The organism is Myxococcus stipitatus DSM 14675 (assembly GCF_000331735.1).
GTDB lineage: Bacteria > Myxococcota > Myxococcia > Myxococcales > Myxococcaceae > Myxococcus > Myxococcus stipitatus.
The window spans coordinates 4701608-4717649 of record NC_020126.1 but is presented as its reverse complement, the minus strand read 5'-3'; the positions used below and the strand labels follow the sequence as shown (position 1 = coordinate 4717649).

Below are 16042 nucleotides of genomic sequence, written 5' to 3'. Positions count from 1 at the left end.
GTCAACCCGACCTCCCGTCCTCCTCTCTCAAGTCGCTTGCAAACCCTCGCCGGGGCGAGCAGGAAGCAAGGCCATGCGAGTCTCGGACGTCATCATCGTGGGCGGGGGCATCATGGGCTGCGGCATCGCGCTGCGGCTGCGGCAGGCGGGCGCTCGCGTCACCGTGTTGGAGCGCTCCATCCCCGGCGCGGAGGCCAGCAGCGCGGCGGCCGGCATGCTCGCGCCGCAGATGGAAGCGGACGGCCCCGGCCCCTTCCTGGAGCTGTGCCTGCGCAGCCGCGGTCTGTATCCCGCGTTCGCCGAGGAGCTGCGCGAGCTGTCCGGCGTCGACATCGCCTACCGCTCCAGCGGCGTCCTCAAGGTGGCCTTCACCGAGGCCACCGTCCACCACATCGAGGCCACCGTCCTCTGGCAGCGCGGCATGGGCCTGCGCGCGGAGCTCCTCGATGGCGCGCAAGCTCGCGCGCTGGAGCCGCGCCTCTCACCGAAGGCGCTCGCCGCCGCCCACTTCCCGGATGACCACCAGGTGGACAACCGGCTCCTCGTCCGCGCGCTGACGATGTCCGCCGCGCGCGCGGGCGCGGAGTTCCGCAGCGGCTACGTGCGCGGCATCGTCCACGAAGCGGGCCGCGCGGTGGGCGTGGACCTGGACGGTGAGGTGCTGCGCGCCGATGCCGTGGTGCTCGCCGCCGGCTCCTGGTCCTCGCTCGTCCAGGGCGCGGGCGTGGAGGCGAAGTCGGTGCGCCCGGCGCGCGGGCAGATGATCCAGCTCCAGACGCGCCTGCCCCTCGTCGACCACATCCTCACGTCGGAGAAGGGCTACGTCGTCCCCCGCGCGGACGGACGCGTCATCGCCGGGAGCACCATGGAGCTGGTGGGCTTCGACAAGCAGGTGACGGCGGCGGGGCTGGCGCGCATCCTCGACATGGCGCTGGAGCTGTGCCCGGAGCTGGCCGACGCCCCCGTGACGGAGACCTGGGCCGGCTTCCGTCCGTGGACCGAGGACAAGCGCCCCTACCTGGGAGAGGGCCCCATGCCGGGCCTCTTCCTGGCCACCGGCCACTTCCGCAACGGCATCCTCCTGGCGCCCATCACCGCGAAGCTGGTGGCCCAAGCCCTCCTCGGTGAGCGGACGAGCATGGACCTGGCGCCCTTCAGGTATGATCGCCTCCCCCGAGCCCATGCGTGAGGGAGAGCCACCTCCAGCCGCCCACTTCCAGGGTCTTCTTCTGGACCCGAACACTGGACTGTCAACCGGCAAGTGGAGGAAGGTGGTAATTTCCCTGACTCATTCGCCATTGAAACCCGGAAACCTCTAGAATCTCCCCCGTGGAAGCCATACCCCCTGCCCCACCCCGAATCCTCATCGTCGACGATGACGACTCCGTGCGAGACGTCATCTCGGTCCTCCTGCGTGAAGAGGGCTACAACTGCGTCGTCGCGAGCGGCGCCGAGATGGCGCTCGACGTCGCGGGCGAGGACGACACCCCGCTCGTCATCAGCGACATGAAGATGCCGGGCAAGGACGGCCTCTGGCTGCTGGAGAACCTTCGGGAGCGGCTGCCGGACACGTCGGTCATCATGCTCACCGGCTACGGTGACACGGAGTCCGCGGTGGACTGCCTGCGCCGAGGCGCGGTGGACTACCTGCTCAAGCCACCCAAGCTCACCGACCTCATCCGCGCCATCGAGCGGGCGCTCGCCAAGCGGCGCATCGAGATGGCCCGCAAGCGCTACCAGAAGAAGCTGGAGCGCAAGGTCCGGGACCGCACGGCGGAGCTGCGAAGCGCGCTGCACAACATCGCCAACACCTACCAGAACACGCTGCTGGCGCTGGTGGCCGCGCTCGACGCGCGCGAGCACGAGACGAGCGACCACTCGCTGCGCGTGGTCAGCTACACGTCCGCCATCGCCACGCGCATGGGCATCCAGGGCAAGGAGCTGGAGGAGATTGGCCGCGGCGCGCTGCTGCACGACATCGGGAAGATTGGCGTGCCGGACGCGGTGCTGCTCAAGCCGGGCAAGCTGACGCCCGACGAGTGGCTGGAGATGCGCAAGCATCCGGAGATCGGCTTCCAGATGATCCAGGCCATCCCCTTCCTCGCCACCCCGTCCGCCATCGTCCTGTCGCACCAGGAGCGCTTCGACGGCGCGGGCTATCCGCGCGGACTCCAGCGGCAGGAGATCCACATCGGCGCGCGCATCTTCGCGGTGGCCGACACGCTGGACGCCATGACGAGCGACCGGCCGTACCGCAAGGGCACGTCGTTCGCGAACGCCATCCAGGAGATCCGCCGCTGCGCCAACACCCAGTTCGACCCGGAAGTCGTCCGGGCGTTCCTGGACATCGGCGAAGAGGGCCTCATCCGCATCAAGGAGGAGATGGCGCTCAAGAAGCTCCAGCTCCCCCAGGCGGAGCAGGAGGCCAACGACGCGGAGGCCGAGCTGGCGCGGCTGACGGACCTGGACGACGACCTCGAGGCCGCTCCGGCCCCGCCTGCGCGCCCGAGCACGAGCGAGCCCGCGGAGACCAAGGCGCCCATCATCCGGTCCGCCACGGGCAGCGAGGGCTGAGCCAGCGCGGGGAATGGAGATGAACGGGCCTCCGGCGGCTGTTATGAAGTCAGCCCGCCCGTGATGACGCCCGTTCCCGCCACAGACCCGCTCGCTCCGCCCTTGCTGGACGCGCAGGGGCGCCGCATGACATACCTGCGGCTGAGCATCACGGACCGCTGCAACTTCCGCTGCACGTACTGCTCCCCCGCGTCGTGGGGCGGCAAGAAGGACCTGCTGAGCCCCGAGGAGCTGGCGCGCATCGCCTCCCTCTTCGCGGCCATGGGCATCCGCCGCGTGCGCCTCACCGGGGGCGAGCCGCTCATCCGGCCGGACATCCTGGACATCGCTCGCCGCCTCTCCAGCATCCCGGGCGTGCGCCACCTGGCCATCACCACCAACGCGAGCCACCTGGAGTCGCTCGCCGTCCCCCTGCGCGAAGCGGGCGTCGACCAGCTCAACCTCAGCCTGGACACGCTGTCCGCGGAGACCTTCCGCCGCATCTCCAAGCAGGGGGACTTCGACGAGGTGCTCAGAGGCATCGACCGTGCCGCCCAGGCGGGCTACGGCACGCTCAAGCTCAACGTCGTGGTGATGCGAGGGGTGAACGACGGCGAGGCCCGCGCCCTGGTGGACTACGCCCACGCACGCGGCATCACGCCCCGCTTCATCGAGCTGATGCCCTTCGGCCAGGGGGTCCCCGTGCCCACCGCGGAGCTCGTCGAACAGCTTCAGGCCACGGGCCTGACGCTCTCCCCCGAGCCCGAGGACCCGGGCCTCGCCGCGGACTCCATCACCTCCGGCCCCGCGCGCTACCTGCGTGCTCCGGGCGGCCGGGTGGGCTTCATCTCCCCCCTCACCCAGAACTTCTGCGGCGGGTGCAACCGCGTGCGGGTGGCGTCCAACGGCGACTTGAGGAGCTGCCTGGGAGGCCGCGCGCAGGCGCCGCTGCATCAGCTCATCCGGGGCGGTGCCACCGACGTGGAGCTCGCGCGCGCCATCCGCGCGGCGCTGGGTGACAAGCCGGAGGGACACCGCTTCACGGAGCCGGGCAACGGCGCCACGCTGCTGTCCATGATGGGCATCGGCGGCTGAGTCACCCGCTGGAAACACGACGGGCGGGTCCGCGCCTTCGCGCATGACCCGCCCGCGTTGGAACCTGGCTCCAGGAAGGAGCCGGTGCCTGACTACTTCACCAGCCGGAGAGCGAACGGGTACTTGTACGCCTGACCCTCATTCGCCTTCAGCCCGCCGATGATGGGGAACACCAGCGCCAGGATGCCGACCACGGGCAGCAGCAACAGGCCGATGCCGATGCAAGACGTGGCCACCGCGATGGCGGCCGCGATGAAGCACGTGATCTGGAAGTTCAGCGACTCCACGGCGTGCTCGCGGATGAAGGAGGACTCCTTGCCCTTCGTCAGCATCAGCACCAGCGGAACAGCGAAACCCAGCCCCACGAAGTTGCCGAGGATGCTGCCGATGTGCGCGACCAGCCCCATCGTCTTCTCATCCTGCGTCAGCATCGGCGATCCCGTGATGTACGAACCCATCTGCTCCCGCGGTGGAGTCTCCATGAAGTCTCCCTCCCGATATTCGTCGAGGGCGCGAATGCCGCACCCATGCGCACCTACCATCGCATGCACGGCCTCGAATTGTCACGTCTCGGACAGGTGATGTTCCAGGTCGTTTGATGCCCTCGGACCCGGCACCCGGGCCCGAGGCACTCCGACTCAGCGATACAACTCCGCACCCGTCTTCTTGAATTCCTCGCTCTTCTGCTCCAGCCCCTGGTCGAGCGCGGCCGACTCGGAGACGCCTGTCTTCGCGGCGTAGTCGCGCACCTCCTGGGTGATCTTCATCGAGCAGAACTGCGGGCCACACATCGAGCAGAAGTGGGCGACCTTGGCGCCCTCCGCGGGGAGCGTCTCGTCGTGGAAGGCGCGGGCGCGCTCGGGGTCCAGGGCGAGGTTGAACTGGTCCTCCCACCGGAACTCGAAGCGGGCCTTGGACAGCGCATTGTCACGCGCTTGTGCCCCCGGGTGCCCCTTGGCCAGGTCCGCGGCGTGGGCGGCGATCTTGTACGTGATGACGCCTTCCTTCACGTCATCGCGGTCCGGCAGGCCCAGGTGCTCCTTCGGCGTCACGTAGCAGAGCATCGCGGTGCCGAACCAGCCGATCATCGCCGCGCCGATGCCACTGGTGAAGTGGTCATACCCCGGCGCGATGTCCGTGGTGAGGGGCCCCAGCGTGTAGAACGGCGCCTCGCCGCACACGGCGAGCTGCTTGGTCATGTTCTCCTGGATGAGGTGCATGGGCACGTGGCCCGGGCCTTCAATCATCGTCTGCACGTCGTGCTTCCAGGCGATCTTCGTCAGCTCGCCCAGCGTCTCCAGCTCGCCGAACTGCGCCGCGTCGTTCGCGTCGGCGATGGAGCCCGGCCGCAGCCCGTCTCCCAGGCTGAAGCTGACGTCGTACGCCTTCATGATCTCGCAGATCTCGTCGAAGTGCGTGTAGAGGAAGTTCTCCTGGTGGTGGGCCAGGCACCACTTCGCGAGGATGGAGCCGCCTCGGCTGACGATGCCTGTCAGGCGCTTCGCGGTGAGCGGCACGTAGCGCAGCAGCACGCCGGCGTGGATGGTGAAGTAGTCCACGCCCTGCTCGGCCTGCTCGATGAGCGTGTCGCGGTAGATGTCCCAGGTGAGCTCCTCCGCCTTGCCGCCGACCTTCTCCAGCGCCTGGTAGATGGGCACCGTGCCGATGGGCACCGGCGCGTTGCGCAGGATCCACTCACGCGTCTCGTGGATGTTCCGGCCGGTGGACAGGTCCATCACCGTGTCCGCGCCCCAGCGGATGGACCACACCATCTTCTCCACCTCTTCCTCGATGGAGGACGTGACGGCGGAGTTGCCGATGTTGGCGTTGATCTTCACCAGGAAGTTGCGGCCGATGATCATCGGCTCCACCTCCGGGTGGTTGATGTTCGCGGGGATGATGGCGCGGCCTCGGGCCACCTCGTCGCGCACGAACTCCGGCGTGATGACCTTGGGGATGGACGCGCCCCAGGAGTGTCCCGGGTGCTGCGCGGCGAGCGAGGCCTCCACGCGCAGGTTCTCGCGCACGGCCACGTACTCCATCTCCGGGGTGATGATGCCCTTGCGTGCGTAGTGGAGCTGCGTGACGTTGCTCCCCGCGCGCGCCACCCGCGGCTTGCGCCGGTGGCCGAAGCGCAGCCCCGCCAGCCGAGGGTCCTCCTCACGCTCCTTGCCGTACTTGGAGGTGATGCCGGCCAGCTCCTCCGTGTCGCCGCGACGGAGGATCCACGCCTCGCGCGCCGCCGGCAGGCCCCGGCGCAGGTCGATGTCCGCCGCGGGGTCCGTGTACGGACCGCTGGAGTCATAGACATGCACGGGGGGATTCGCCGTCTCCCGCGCGTCCGGTCCATGGCCGTGCCGCGTGGGCGTCTGGCTGATTTCCCTCAGGGGCACGCGCACGTCGGGGTGCAGCGTCCCGCTCACGAACACCTTGCGGGAGGCCGGCAGGGGGCCTCGACTGATGCCCTCCAGGACCTTCCCATCGACCTTCAGGCTCTTGGATGCTCCGCTCATCACTCAACTCCTCGAGGACGGGCGGGAAGGCAGACGGAGCCCAGGCTGTGGGCTCCATGCCGCTTCCCTCCGCCGGTATGACCCGGTTCAGGTTCCAAGGGTTGGCCGCGCCGCGCGGCCGTCTCAGCCCCTCTCGAGGGGCACCCCTAGCGACTGGGTGAGCATCTAGCCCACACCGCACCGGGGTTCAACCCACCCGGAGGCGGAGCCTGGGGCCCTCCAGTGAACACTCCTCGCGCAAGAACTGCGGAGCCCATCCCAAGGGCGCAAACCTTGCGCGCGCAGGACGCCGGAATCACCGTTCCCCGAGCGAAGCCGGTCTGGCCCTCGTCCTGCAATGGCCCGCCGGAGAACCACCGAACGGAAAGAGCGCCACTCATGAAAATCGTCGGAGAGCTGATGACACGCGAGGTGGTCACGCTCAAGGAGACGCAGAACCTGGGCAAGGCGGAGGAGTTGCTGAGCATGCACCGCATCCGGCATCTGCCCGTCACGCGCCAGGGCAAGCTCGTGGGGCTCGTCACGCACCGGGACTTGTTGAGGGCCGCGGCCACGCACGCATCGGACCCGGCCGCGCAGCCCTTGTGGGCCGCGGACATCATGACGCGCGACGTGACGACGGTGACGCCCAACGACTCGCTGCGCGAAGCGGTGGCGCTGATGCTGCGCAACAAGTTCGGCTGCCTGCCGGTGGTGACGACGGACGGCATGCTGGTGGGCATCCTCACGGAGGCGGACCTCGTGCGCTACGCGCAGCACCTCATCGAGGACAAGGACCGCCGCGAGCTGGCGCGCGAGTTCAACGCCTGAGCCTCCCGGCCCCACGCCTCGCGGCGCGGGTGCTCGTTCGCTTCCCCCTCCCCACGTCCTCGCGACGGTGAATCCCCGCCATGTCCCCGCCTCTTGCCTCGATGCCCGACACCGAGGCCACCCCCGCCATGCCCATCGAGGCCCTCGCCGCTCCGGCTTCACGGCGGCACTGGACCCGGCCCGCCCTCGCGGGCGTGGGGCTGGTCGCGGTGGGACTGGTCGCGGGCTTCGGTGTGCAGGGCGAGGTGGCGTCGCGCGCGGTGCTGGTGGCGGGCGTCTGCCTGGTGTTGTGGCTGTCGGAGCTGGTGCCCCCTTTTGTTCCCACCCTGCTCCTGCTCGGGGCCACGCCCGTGGTGCTGGGACCGCTGGCGCCGGACTACCAGCTGGCCTCGGTGCTCCGGTGGTGCGCCGACCCGGTGCTCATCCTCTTCCTCGGCGGCTTCACGCTGGAAGTGGCGGCCATGCGACACGGCCTCGACTCCGCGGTCGCTCGCCACGTCGTGCGCGGCTCTCGGGGCCGGCCCCGGCTGCTGCTCCTCCTGGTGATGGGCGGCGTGGCCTTCCTGTCCATGTGGATGTCCAACGTGGCCGCCGCGGCGATGATGCTCGCGGCGCTGCGGCCCGTGCTGCTCGCCGCTCCGGCCGGCGCGCCCCTGCGGCCCGCCTTGCTGGCGACCGTCGCGCTGGGCGCGAACCTCGGCGGAATGGCGACACCCGTGGGCAGCGGGCCGAATGCCCTCGCCGTGTCCGCGGCCAGCACCTTCGCCCCCGTCACCTTCGCGGGCTGGATGGCGTTCGCGCTGCCCCTCACCGCGCTGATGCTGCTCCTGGGCTTCGGCCTCATCCTCCTGCGCTTCCGCGTGGCGGGGCCGGTGACGTTGCCCGCACCGATGACGCGGGCGCTGAGTCCCTCGGGGCGGCGGGTCCTCGCGGTGAGCGCCGCCTGCGTGGCGGCCTGGCTGACGGAGCCCCTCCACGGCGTGCCCGCACCGGTGGTCGCCCTGGGCGCCACGGCGCTGCTGTTCGGCACGGGGCTGCTCCGGCGCGAGGACCTGGGCCGGCTGGATTGGTCCACCCTGCTGCTCATCGCGGGCGGGCTCGCGCTGGGCAAGCTCCTGGAGCACTCCGGACTGGTGGCGCATGCGCTCGACGGCGCTCGACTGGAGGCCCTGCCCCGCGAGGCCCGGCTGGGGGCGCTGGTCGTCGTCGCGGCGGTGCTGTCGGCCTTGATGAGCAACACGGGCACCGCCGCCCTCCTCCTCCCACTGGCCCTGAGCGTGGAGCCCTCCGCGTCCACGCCCATCCTCGTCGCCATGGGGTGCGCGTTCGGCATCCCCTTCGCCATCAGCACGCCACCCAACGCGATGGCCGCGGGCGAGGGGCTCGACACCTCCGAGCTCTTGCGACTCGGGGTTCCCCTCATGGTGGCCGGTTGTCTGCTGGTCAGCGTGACGGGACCGTGGGTCCTGCGTCTGTTTGGCCTGCCATGAGCTACCCTCGCCCTCCCGTCCCGGACCGCAGGACGAATCCCGGGTCCAACATGAAGCACCTTCGCGGCACACGGGTTGAAAGGGCAATGCCGGAGCACGGCCCGGCGGAGGGAGAGCCCATGACGTCCGTTACCGTCACAGAGTACGAAACGCGCCTGTACTGGCAGGGCGAACGCGGTGCCGTCCTGACAAGCGACCATGCGCCCCCCGTTCCCATCGGACTCCCGCTCGTCGAGCGTGGCACGCCGGAGAGCGGTCGCTGGGCACCGGAGGCGCTGCTCGTGGGCGCGGTGGAAGGCCGCACGCTGCTCGCGTTCCTGGAGCGGGCGCGCGAAGCCGGCGTGCGCGTCCTCTTCTACCAGAGCAGCGCCGTGGCCCGGGTCGTCGCGGCCCAAGGCCAGCCGCCGCACCTCACGGACCTCATCGTTCGTCCCCACGTGGCCGTGGCCACGGACTCGGAAGCGGACGTGGTGCGCCTGCTCTTCTCCGAGCTGCCCGCGCACTGCTTCCCCAGCTCCGTCATCCAGATCTTCCCCCGCATCGAGCCGGTGGTGGAGACGTGGCACACCCAGGCCACGAACGTCCGCCCCCAGTCCGACACCACTCCCTACGCGCGGCCGGCGCCGCGCCTCGCACTCCCCTGACCCTCCGAGCCCCCATCCATGTCCGCACAGCGCATCCTGGTCGTCGACGATGAGGACAACGCCCGCCGAGCCATCGCCACCATCCTGTCCGAGGAAGGCTACGAGGTGGCCGAGGCCGCCGATGGCGAGGAGGCCCTCACCCGCGTCGCGGACTTCTCTCCCGCGGTGGTGCTCACCGACGTGCGCATGCCGAAGCTGGATGGACTGAGCCTGCTGCGCGCCGCGCGGGAGCAGGGCAGCGACGCCACCTTCGTGATGATGACGGCCTTCGCCAGCGTGGAGATGGCGGTGGAGGCGATGAAGTCCGGCGCGGACAACTTCCTCCTCAAGCCGCTCGACGCGGACCAGGTGCTCGTCACGCTGTCGAAGGCGCTGGAGAAGCGCAGCCTTCGCCGCGAGGCGGAGGCGCTGAGGGACCAGGTCCGCACCCGCGTGCGGCGCTTCCACGACATCATCGGCGAGTCGCCCCAGCTCCAGGGCATCTACGACGTGGTCCGCCGCGCCGCGAGCACCCGCGCCACGGTGCTCATCCTGGGCGAGTCCGGCACGGGCAAGGAGCTCATCGCCCAGGCGCTCCACCAGGAGTCCCCCCGCCGCGACAAGCCCTTCATCCGCGTGCACTGCGCCGCGCTGTCCGAGAGCCTCCTGGAGAGCGAGCTGTTCGGCCACGAGAAGGGCGCCTTCACCGGCGCGGTGGCGCGCAAGGAAGGTCGCTTCGAGCTGGCCGACGGCGGCACCCTGTTCCTGGATGAAATCGGGGAGATCTCCCCCACCGTGCAGGTGAAGCTCCTGCGCGTGCTCCAGCAGCGCGAGCTGGAGCGCGTGGGCGGCACGCAGACCCTCAAGGTGGACGTGCGCATCGTCGCGGCGACCCACAGGGACCTCGCCGCGGAGGTGAAGGCCGGCCGCTTCCGCGAGGACCTCTACTACCGCCTCAACGTGGTCAGCGTGACGCTGCCGCCCCTGAGGGACCGCAAGAGCGACATCCCCGCGCTGGTGAACCACTTCCTGGAGAAGTACGGCGACGCCTACGGCAAGCAGGTGCGAGGGCTGGCGCCGGGCACGCTCCAGGCGCTGCTCGCGCATGACTGGCCGGGCAACATCCGCGAGCTGGAGAACGCCATCGAGCGCGCGGTGGTGCTCACCCAGGGCCACGAGCTGGCGACGGATGACCTGCCGCCCGTGCTGCGAGGACCGCGCCCCAGCGGCACCAGCCAGGGCTCGCTCATCCCCGGCGCCACGCTCGCGGCCATCGAACGCGAGGCCATCCTCCGCACCTTGGAGATGGTGCAGGGCTCCACGTCCCGCGCCGCGGAGGTGCTGGGCATCAGCGTCCGGAAGATTCAGTACCGGCTCAAGGAGTACGGAACGTCAGGCGAGGACGCGGCGGCGAAGGGGGAGGCCGACGAGTCCGCGAGCGACCTGGCCGCGGAGCCCTGACCTCCTCCGCGTGGTCCCCTCGCCGCGCGGAGAGGTCTACGACAACCGTCGTTGACAGTTACGACACCCGTCGTAATACTCCGGCGGATGATGCCCGTTCCTCCCCAGCCGACTCGCGCCGAGCTGGCCATCCTCCGGGTGCTCTGGCAGCTCGGGCCCAGCACCGTGCGGCAGGTGCATGAGTCCCTCCGGGACACGCAGGACAATGACACCGGCTACACGACGGTCCTCAAGCTCCTGCAGAACATGACGGAGAAGGGGCTCGTGCAGCGAGACGAGACCGAGCGCACCCACGTCTACGAGGCGGCCCTCAGCCAGAAGCGCACCCAGCGCGACCTGCTGCGCGACCTGATGGACCGAGCGTTCGGTGGCTCCGCCTCCAGCGTCGTGGCCCAGGCGCTGTCGATGAAGCGGACGTCCGCGGAGGAGCTGGCGGAGATTCGGAAGCTGCTGGACGAGCACGAGAGGCGGGGGAAGTGATGGACGTGCTGGACTCGCTAGAACGAGCCCTTCTCGCTTTTGTCTGGCAGGGAGCGGCGGTGGCGTTGGTGACGGCTGGGGTGATGGCCTTGATGTCGCGCCGGTCCGCCCATGGACGCTATGTCGTCGCGTGCCTGGGCCTGCTGACCATGGCGGTGCTCCCCCTCGTCACGTTCCTGGGCGCGGTGCTGGAGGGCCTGGGGCCGGTGGCGGCGATGGGCCCGTTGTCCGAGCCGCTCCTCCCGGTGACTCGCGCCAGCACCACCCTGCTGGTGGACACCGCGGCGCGAGAGGCGGTGGTGGCCAGCCCCTCCTGGCTGCAGCTGCCCCGGCACTGGCTGCTTCCGGCGTGGTGCTGCGGCGTGCTGCTCCTCTCCGCGAGGACGCTCGTGTCCTGGTACGCCGCTCAGCGCATGTCGCGCCTGCACACGCAGGAGCCCGCCGCCGCGTGGACGCGGGCCCTGGAGCAGGCGCTCTCGCGCATGAAGCTGACGCGCCCCATCCGCCTGCTGGCCTCGGTTCGCGTGGACGTTCCCCAGGTCATCGGCCTGTGGCGTCCGCTCATCCTCGTCCCCGCGGGCGCCGTCGTGGGGCTGACGCCCGCGCAGCTCGAGGCGGTGCTCTCCCACGAGCTGGCGCACATCCAGCGCCACGACTACCTGGTGAACCTGCTCCAGGCGCTGGTCGAGACCTTCCTGTTCTACCACCCCGCTGTCTGGTGGTTGTCCCACCGCATCCGCGAGGAGCGCGAGCACTGCGCGGATGACCTGGCCGTGCGGTCCTGCGGCGACGCGGTCCTCTACGCCCGAGCCCTCGCCCACATCGAGCAGGTTCGTGCATCCCCTTCCCCCGTGCCCGCGCTTGGCGCGAATGGTGGTTCCTTGCTGTCGCGCATCCGCCGCCTGTTGGGTGTCCCCGAGAGTCATGCTCCTCGTCGGCCGTGGAGGCTGGTCAGCGGCCTGGGTGGCGCGGCGCTCGCCGTCGCCCTGGGTTCCTCACAGGTCCCTCTCCCCGCGATGGCCGTGGCTCCCGTCACGCCGCCGATTCTCGCGCTCCCCACGGTGCCCGCCGTGCAGCAGCCCCCACGCGCCTTCGCGATGAACGAGCCCGCGGGTCCCCGGCCCCTCCTCGCGCCGCTCCCGAAGGTGTTCCCGGCGGCCGTCAACACCAGCCCCGGCAAGTCGCCGGTGCGCCTCTCCGCGAAGCCTTCGCCCCAGAAGCCCCGCGGGGTCCCGCCGCCCCCGGCAGCGCTGCTCATCCCCGACACGGAGGGAATCGCCCGGACGGAGCTGTCTCGGACACCGTATCCGCTCGAGGCGGAGCCCGCGGTGGCCATCGCCGTCGCCGAGGAGGAGCCCCAGTCCCCGCCTCCGCCTCCCGTCGAGGTCGCCGAGGCCGCCCCCGCGCCCGTGCCCGCGCCGGTCATCGAGCCCCTCCTCGAGCTGGCGCAGCCGCCCGCGCCCATGCCCTCGGAGGACGGCATCTTCACGCTGGGGCCCGGCATCACCCCGCCCCGCTTCGTCTCGGGTGCGCGCCTCAACTTCGCCGACCTGACGCAGAACATCCGCTCGCGGGTGTCCGCCGTCCCCAAGGGCGTCGTGGTGACCCGCTGCACCATCACCACCGACGGCTCCGTCACGGACTGCAAGTCGCTGCAGGGCCTCTCCGGGCTGGAAGAGGGCATCATCCGCACGCTGACCACGTGGCGCTACGCGCCGGCCACCCTCGACGGCAAGCCCGTCCCCGTCCACTACGACTTCGACATCTGGTTCACGAACGAGCCCGGTGGCGGTGTCGAGGAGCAGCGCCGGTTCGCCCGCGCGGACGTTCCGGGAACGCGCGCGGATGGCTCCAGCCAGAACGCCTGCGTCCTCTGCGCGAGCGTCTCCGCGGCCAGCCTCGTGACGCCGCCCCTCGGCTTCTGAGGCTCGGCTCCCGGTGCGCGCGCGGGCCTGACGCTAGCGCGCCACGGGGAGCCGCAGGATGAAGCGAGCGCCTCCACCCGGCGCCGTGCCCACCTCCAGCGTCCCGCCGTGCTGCGTGACGATGGCGTGGACGATGGGGAGCCCCAGCCCGGAGCCCTGGGCCTTGGTGGTGAAGAAGGGCTCGAAGATGCGATCTCTCATCGCCTCCGGGACCCCGGCCCCCGTGTCATCCACGGTGAGCCAGACGCGCGTGTCCTCCGCGCCCGCCGCCAGCGTCACCTGCCCGCCCGTGGGGGTCGACTCCAGCGCGTTGAGGCACAGGTTGATGAGCACCTGACGAAGCCGCTCCTCCTCTCCGGCGAGCGACGGCAGCGCGGCGTCCGGCACCACCTGCGTCAGCGTCACCTTCCGCGTCTCGGCCTGACCGCTCAGCAGGTCCACCACCCGGCGAACCAGGGCCTTCACGTCCACGGAGCCCGGGCGGAACTCACGGGGCCGGGCGAACTGGAGGAAGTCCTCCAGGATGTGGTCGAGCCGGCGAATCTCGTCGCGCACCAACAGCAAGGGCTCCAGCAACGTGCCCTGTTGGGCATCCGCCAACCTGCGCACGCGGCGCTCCAGCACGGAGAGCTGCAAGGCCGCGGCGTTGAGCGGGTTGCGAATCTCGTGAGACAGCCCCGCAGTCATCGTCCCCACGGCGGCCAGCTTCTCCGTCACTTGCGCGCGCCGCGCCAGCTCGCGCTTCTCCGCGTGCAGCCGCACCTGCCGCATCGCCTGCTCCAGCGTGAGGAGCAGCTCGCGCGGCGCACACGGCTTCATGAGGTACGCACACGCCCCGGCGCGCACCGCCGCCACCGCCGTCTCCAGCGTGGCGAAGCCCGTGAGCAGCACCACCTCCGAGTCCGGGGACCCCGCCTTCAGCTCCGCCGCCAGCGCCGTCCCATCTCCGTCCGGGAGGCGCAGGTCCACCAGCGCCACGTCGAAGCCGTCGCGAGCCTTCTCCCGCGCGGCCCGACACGTCGACGCCGCGCGCACGGCGTAGCCCGCGTCGCCCAGCAGCTCATCGAGGTTGTCGAGGAACGCCGCGTTGTCATCGACGACCAGGACACGCGAGGGAGACAGGGTCATGGGCTCGCTCATGCTCGTGAAGCGTGTGCCGACTCCAGCGCGCCCACGAGCGCACCCGTGTCGAAGGGCTTGGGGAAGACATCGACGCCCACGCCCCGCGGCGCCAGGTCCGGCCATGCCGTCATGACGAAGGTGGGCAGGCTCGGGTAGCGCTCGCGCAGCTTGCGGAAGGCCTCGCCATCCGGCCCGCCGGGCATGCGCAGGTCCACCAGCGCCGCGAAGGGCGCGGTGCACGACAGGTGGTCCGTATCCAACACCGAGGCTACCGTCACACAGGAGAAGCCCCGCGCCCGCAGCACCTCCGCGAGGTTGTCGCTCAGCGCCGGGTCGTCCTCCGCCACCACCACCAGCCCGTCCCTGCGCGCATTGGCCAGCAGGTCCATCAGCGTGGAGATGGGCACGGGCTTGGGGAGCACCGCGAGCAGGCCCTCGCGCCGGGCCGTCTCCAGGTCGTCCTCGCCGGGGTAGGCCGTGACGACCACGGCGGCAAGTCCCGGGTCCAGCCGCCGGATGCGCCGAACCGCGTCCGCGCCGCTCATGCCGGGCATGCGCATGTCCGTCACGAGCGCGTCGAAGCGGGTGGTCCCCACCGCGCGCAGGGCCTCGTCGCCGGTGCCCACCACGGTGGCCTGGTGTCCCTCGTCGCGAAGAATCTCCGCGAGGTTCTCCGCCAACGCCTGGTTGTCATCCAGCAGGAGGTAGCGTCGCATCGGGCCCCTCCTGTGACGACGTGGGGAGCTGAATCACGAAGCGTGCTCCGGCACCGGCGCGCGGCGCATACGTGATGGACCCGCCGTGGCGCTCCAGGATGCGCCGCACGAGCGCCAGCCCCAGGCCGATGCCTCGCGCCTTGGTCGTGATCAGCGGCTCGAAGAGGCGCCCGCGGACGGTCTCGCTGACGCCCGGCCCCGTGTCCTCCAGGACCAGCTCCACCGCGCCCGGCTCGCGAGGCGCGCCCACCAGCGACACCTCTCCGCCCGACTCCTCCAGCGCCTGCACCGCGTTCTGCAACAGGTTGACGAACACCTGGCGCAGCTGCCCCGCGTCCCCCTGCACCGGCAGCAGCGAGACCAGGCCCTCCGTCCGGATGCTCACGCCCTCCGGACGCGCCACGGCCTTGAGGGCCTCCTGCCAGACCTCGTCCAGCCAGACCTCCTGGCGTTGCAGCGGACGGTCCCGAATCATGTCCAGCAGGTCGGAGACGATGTGGTTGGCGATGCCCACCTGTTCGCCGATGCGGTCCAGGTGCTTGTGCGTGCGCTCATCCACCGAGGCACCCGCGCGGCTGCGCAGGATGTAGAGCGACGTCTCGATGACGCCCAGGGGATTGCGCAGCTCATGCCCGATGGAGCCCACGAGCTGCCCGAACGTCGCCAGCCGCTCGGTGCGCGCCTGCTGGGCCAGGAGGTCCTCGCGGTACGTGTGGAGCATGATGGCCAGCTCCAGGTCCAGGATGCGCCCCAGCGCCGTGCGCGTGCGGTGCTTCGTCCGCGCGTCTCCCGGGAGCTCCGTGTCGATGACCGCGGTGAGCTCCTGGCGCAGCACGTTCATCGCGCCGAACATGTAGTGCTGCGGCAGGGAGATGCGCACGTGCATGCGGCCGATGCGGCAGCGCAGCGCGAAGTACGCCTCGTCCCAAGGCCCCCGGAGGAGCTGGTCCATCCACACCTGCAACGTGCCCTTCAGGTGGCCGACCTGGCTCTCGCCTCCCTCCAGGGCCTTGCGCGCGCCGTCGTGCTCCAGGATGCGGTCGTAGAAGACGCGCGCGATGTGGGGGAAATGCGGCTGCGCGGTGGCGTGGAGTCCGACGAGGGACTGCTCGTCCTCCGCGCCAAACGCCACGTACCGCTTCAGCTCCTCGAACAAAGTTTCCGCCATGGTTTCGGGGCTGGAGACTAACCGCTCACCCCACATCGGACGAGGAACTCTGCAGCAAGCATCACGCCAGCCACACGAGGGCCCGG

General features: G+C 70.6%; 14 protein-coding genes and 1 riboswitch. Of the genes, 9 read left to right on the top strand and 5 right to left on the bottom strand.

All coding sequences use genetic code 11. The annotated features are described in order from the left end of the window. Nucleotides 1-73 precede the first annotated feature (73 nt). From thiO to moaA, 3 genes are all read left to right on the top strand, one after another. On the top strand, nucleotides 74-1189 hold the full coding sequence (thiO, locus tag MYSTI_RS18410; protein WP_015349285.1) for a glycine oxidase ThiO: 1116 nt from the start codon (nucleotides 74-76) through the stop codon (nucleotides 1187-1189). 140 nt (nucleotides 1190-1329) lie between these two features. Further along, complete coding sequence (locus MYSTI_RS18405) at nucleotides 1330-2574, top strand: HD-GYP domain-containing protein (protein WP_015349284.1); 1245 nt, start codon at nucleotides 1330-1332, stop codon at nucleotides 2572-2574. A 63-nt stretch (nucleotides 2575-2637) separates the two neighbouring features. Continuing rightward, nucleotides 2638-3648, top strand: a complete 1011-nt coding sequence (gene moaA / locus MYSTI_RS18400) for a GTP 3',8-cyclase MoaA (RefSeq protein WP_015349283.1) — start codon at nucleotides 2638-2640, stop codon at nucleotides 3646-3648. Between the two features lie 92 nt (nucleotides 3649-3740). On the opposite strand, the gene MYSTI_RS18395 is transcribed toward moaA, so the two are convergent. Both MYSTI_RS18395 and thiC read right to left on the bottom strand, forming a co-directional pair. Continuing rightward, a complete protein-coding gene (locus MYSTI_RS18395; protein ID WP_015349282.1) occupies nucleotides 3741-4130 on the bottom strand; it encodes a DUF4870 domain-containing protein in 390 nt (129 codons plus the stop codon). 156 nt (nucleotides 4131-4286) lie between these two features. Further along, the gene (gene thiC / locus MYSTI_RS18390) at nucleotides 4287-6161 is read right to left on the bottom strand and encodes a phosphomethylpyrimidine synthase ThiC (RefSeq protein ID WP_015349281.1); all 1875 of its coding nucleotides are present in this window, start codon (nucleotides 6159-6161) and stop codon (nucleotides 4287-4289) included. Between the two features lie 47 nt (nucleotides 6162-6208). Beyond that, nucleotides 6209-6319: riboswitch (TPP riboswitch) on the bottom strand. Between the two features lie 220 nt (nucleotides 6320-6539). Between thiC and MYSTI_RS18385 the strand changes: the two genes are divergently transcribed. From MYSTI_RS18385 to MYSTI_RS40850, 6 genes are all read left to right on the top strand, one after another. Continuing rightward, on the top strand, nucleotides 6540-6971 hold the full coding sequence (locus MYSTI_RS18385) for a CBS domain-containing protein (RefSeq protein WP_015349280.1): 432 nt from the start codon (nucleotides 6540-6542) through the stop codon (nucleotides 6969-6971). 80 nt (nucleotides 6972-7051) lie between these two features. Continuing rightward, the gene (locus MYSTI_RS18380; protein ID WP_015349279.1) at nucleotides 7052-8461 is read left to right on the top strand and encodes an SLC13 family permease; all 1410 of its coding nucleotides are present in this window, start codon (nucleotides 7052-7054) and stop codon (nucleotides 8459-8461) included. 119 nt (nucleotides 8462-8580) lie between these two features. Then, nucleotides 8581-9105 carry an OsmC family protein gene (locus tag MYSTI_RS18375; protein ID WP_015349278.1) on the top strand — a complete coding sequence of 175 codons (525 nt, stop codon included), beginning with the start codon at nucleotides 8581-8583 and terminating at the stop codon, nucleotides 9103-9105. Between the two features lie 18 nt (nucleotides 9106-9123). Beyond that, nucleotides 9124-10545 carry a sigma-54-dependent transcriptional regulator gene (locus tag MYSTI_RS18370; protein ID WP_015349277.1) on the top strand — a complete coding sequence of 474 codons (1422 nt, stop codon included), beginning with the start codon at nucleotides 9124-9126 and terminating at the stop codon, nucleotides 10543-10545. Nucleotides 10546-10635: 90 nt separating this feature from the next. Next, nucleotides 10636-11025, top strand: a complete 390-nt coding sequence (locus MYSTI_RS18365) for a BlaI/MecI/CopY family transcriptional regulator (RefSeq protein WP_015349276.1) — start codon at nucleotides 10636-10638, stop codon at nucleotides 11023-11025. Beyond that, nucleotides 11025-12950, top strand: coding sequence for a M56 family metallopeptidase (locus tag MYSTI_RS40850; protein ID WP_015349275.1), 1926 nt, complete (start codon nucleotides 11025-11027; stop codon nucleotides 12948-12950). Before MYSTI_RS18365 ends, MYSTI_RS40850 begins: the two co-directional genes overlap by 1 nt. Before the next feature lie 33 nt (nucleotides 12951-12983). Here MYSTI_RS40850 and MYSTI_RS18355 read toward each other — a convergent pair whose 3' ends face one another. The 3 genes from MYSTI_RS18355 to MYSTI_RS18345 are packed head-to-tail and all read right to left on the bottom strand — an operon-like array spanning nucleotide 12984 to nucleotide 15956. Further along, nucleotides 12984-14090: an ATP-binding protein gene (locus MYSTI_RS18355; protein WP_044280880.1), complete on the bottom strand. Its 1107-nt coding sequence runs from the start codon at nucleotides 14088-14090 to the stop codon at nucleotides 12984-12986. Further along, nucleotides 14087-14788: a response regulator gene (locus MYSTI_RS18350; RefSeq protein WP_015349273.1), complete on the bottom strand. Its 702-nt coding sequence runs from the start codon at nucleotides 14786-14788 to the stop codon at nucleotides 14087-14089. Before MYSTI_RS18350 ends, MYSTI_RS18355 begins: the two co-directional genes overlap by 4 nt. Further along, on the bottom strand, nucleotides 14763-15956 hold the full coding sequence (locus MYSTI_RS18345; RefSeq protein WP_015349272.1) for a protoglobin domain-containing protein: 1194 nt from the start codon (nucleotides 15954-15956) through the stop codon (nucleotides 14763-14765). The genes MYSTI_RS18350 and MYSTI_RS18345 overlap by 26 nt, the downstream gene beginning before the upstream one ends. Nucleotides 15957-16042: the final 86 nt, after the last annotated feature.

Bases quoted from the DNA above. Each gene is read 5' to 3' on its own strand.
- MYSTI_RS18350 (WP_015349273.1), bottom strand. From the start codon at position 14,788: ATGCGACGCTACCTCCTGCTGGATGACAACCAGGCGTTGGCGGAGAAC.
- MYSTI_RS18375 (WP_015349278.1), top strand. From the start codon at position 8,581: ATGACGTCCGTTACCGTCACAGAGTACGAAACGCGCCTGTACTGGCAG.
- thiO (WP_015349285.1), top strand. From the start codon at position 74: ATGCGAGTCTCGGACGTCATCATCGTGGGCGGGGGCATCATGGGCTGC.
- MYSTI_RS18380 (WP_015349279.1), top strand. From the start codon at position 7,052: ATGTCCCCGCCTCTTGCCTCGATGCCCGACACCGAGGCCACCCCCGCC.
- MYSTI_RS18385 (WP_015349280.1), top strand. From the start codon at position 6,540: ATGAAAATCGTCGGAGAGCTGATGACACGCGAGGTGGTCACGCTCAAG.
- MYSTI_RS18365 (WP_015349276.1), top strand. From the start codon at position 10,636: ATGCCCGTTCCTCCCCAGCCGACTCGCGCCGAGCTGGCCATCCTCCGG.
- MYSTI_RS18370 (WP_015349277.1), top strand. From the start codon at position 9,124: ATGTCCGCACAGCGCATCCTGGTCGTCGACGATGAGGACAACGCCCGC.
- MYSTI_RS18355 (WP_044280880.1), bottom strand. From the start codon at position 14,090: ATGAGCGAGCCCATGACCCTGTCTCCCTCGCGTGTCCTGGTCGTCGAT.
- MYSTI_RS40850 (WP_015349275.1), top strand. From the start codon at position 11,025: ATGGACGTGCTGGACTCGCTAGAACGAGCCCTTCTCGCTTTTGTCTGG.
- thiC (WP_015349281.1), bottom strand. From the start codon at position 6,161: ATGAGCGGAGCATCCAAGAGCCTGAAGGTCGATGGGAAGGTCCTGGAG.
- MYSTI_RS18395 (WP_015349282.1), bottom strand. From the start codon at position 4,130: ATGGAGACTCCACCGCGGGAGCAGATGGGTTCGTACATCACGGGATCG.
- moaA (WP_015349283.1), top strand. From the start codon at position 2,638: ATGACGCCCGTTCCCGCCACAGACCCGCTCGCTCCGCCCTTGCTGGAC.
- MYSTI_RS18345 (WP_015349272.1), bottom strand. From the start codon at position 15,956: ATGGCGGAAACTTTGTTCGAGGAGCTGAAGCGGTACGTGGCGTTTGGC.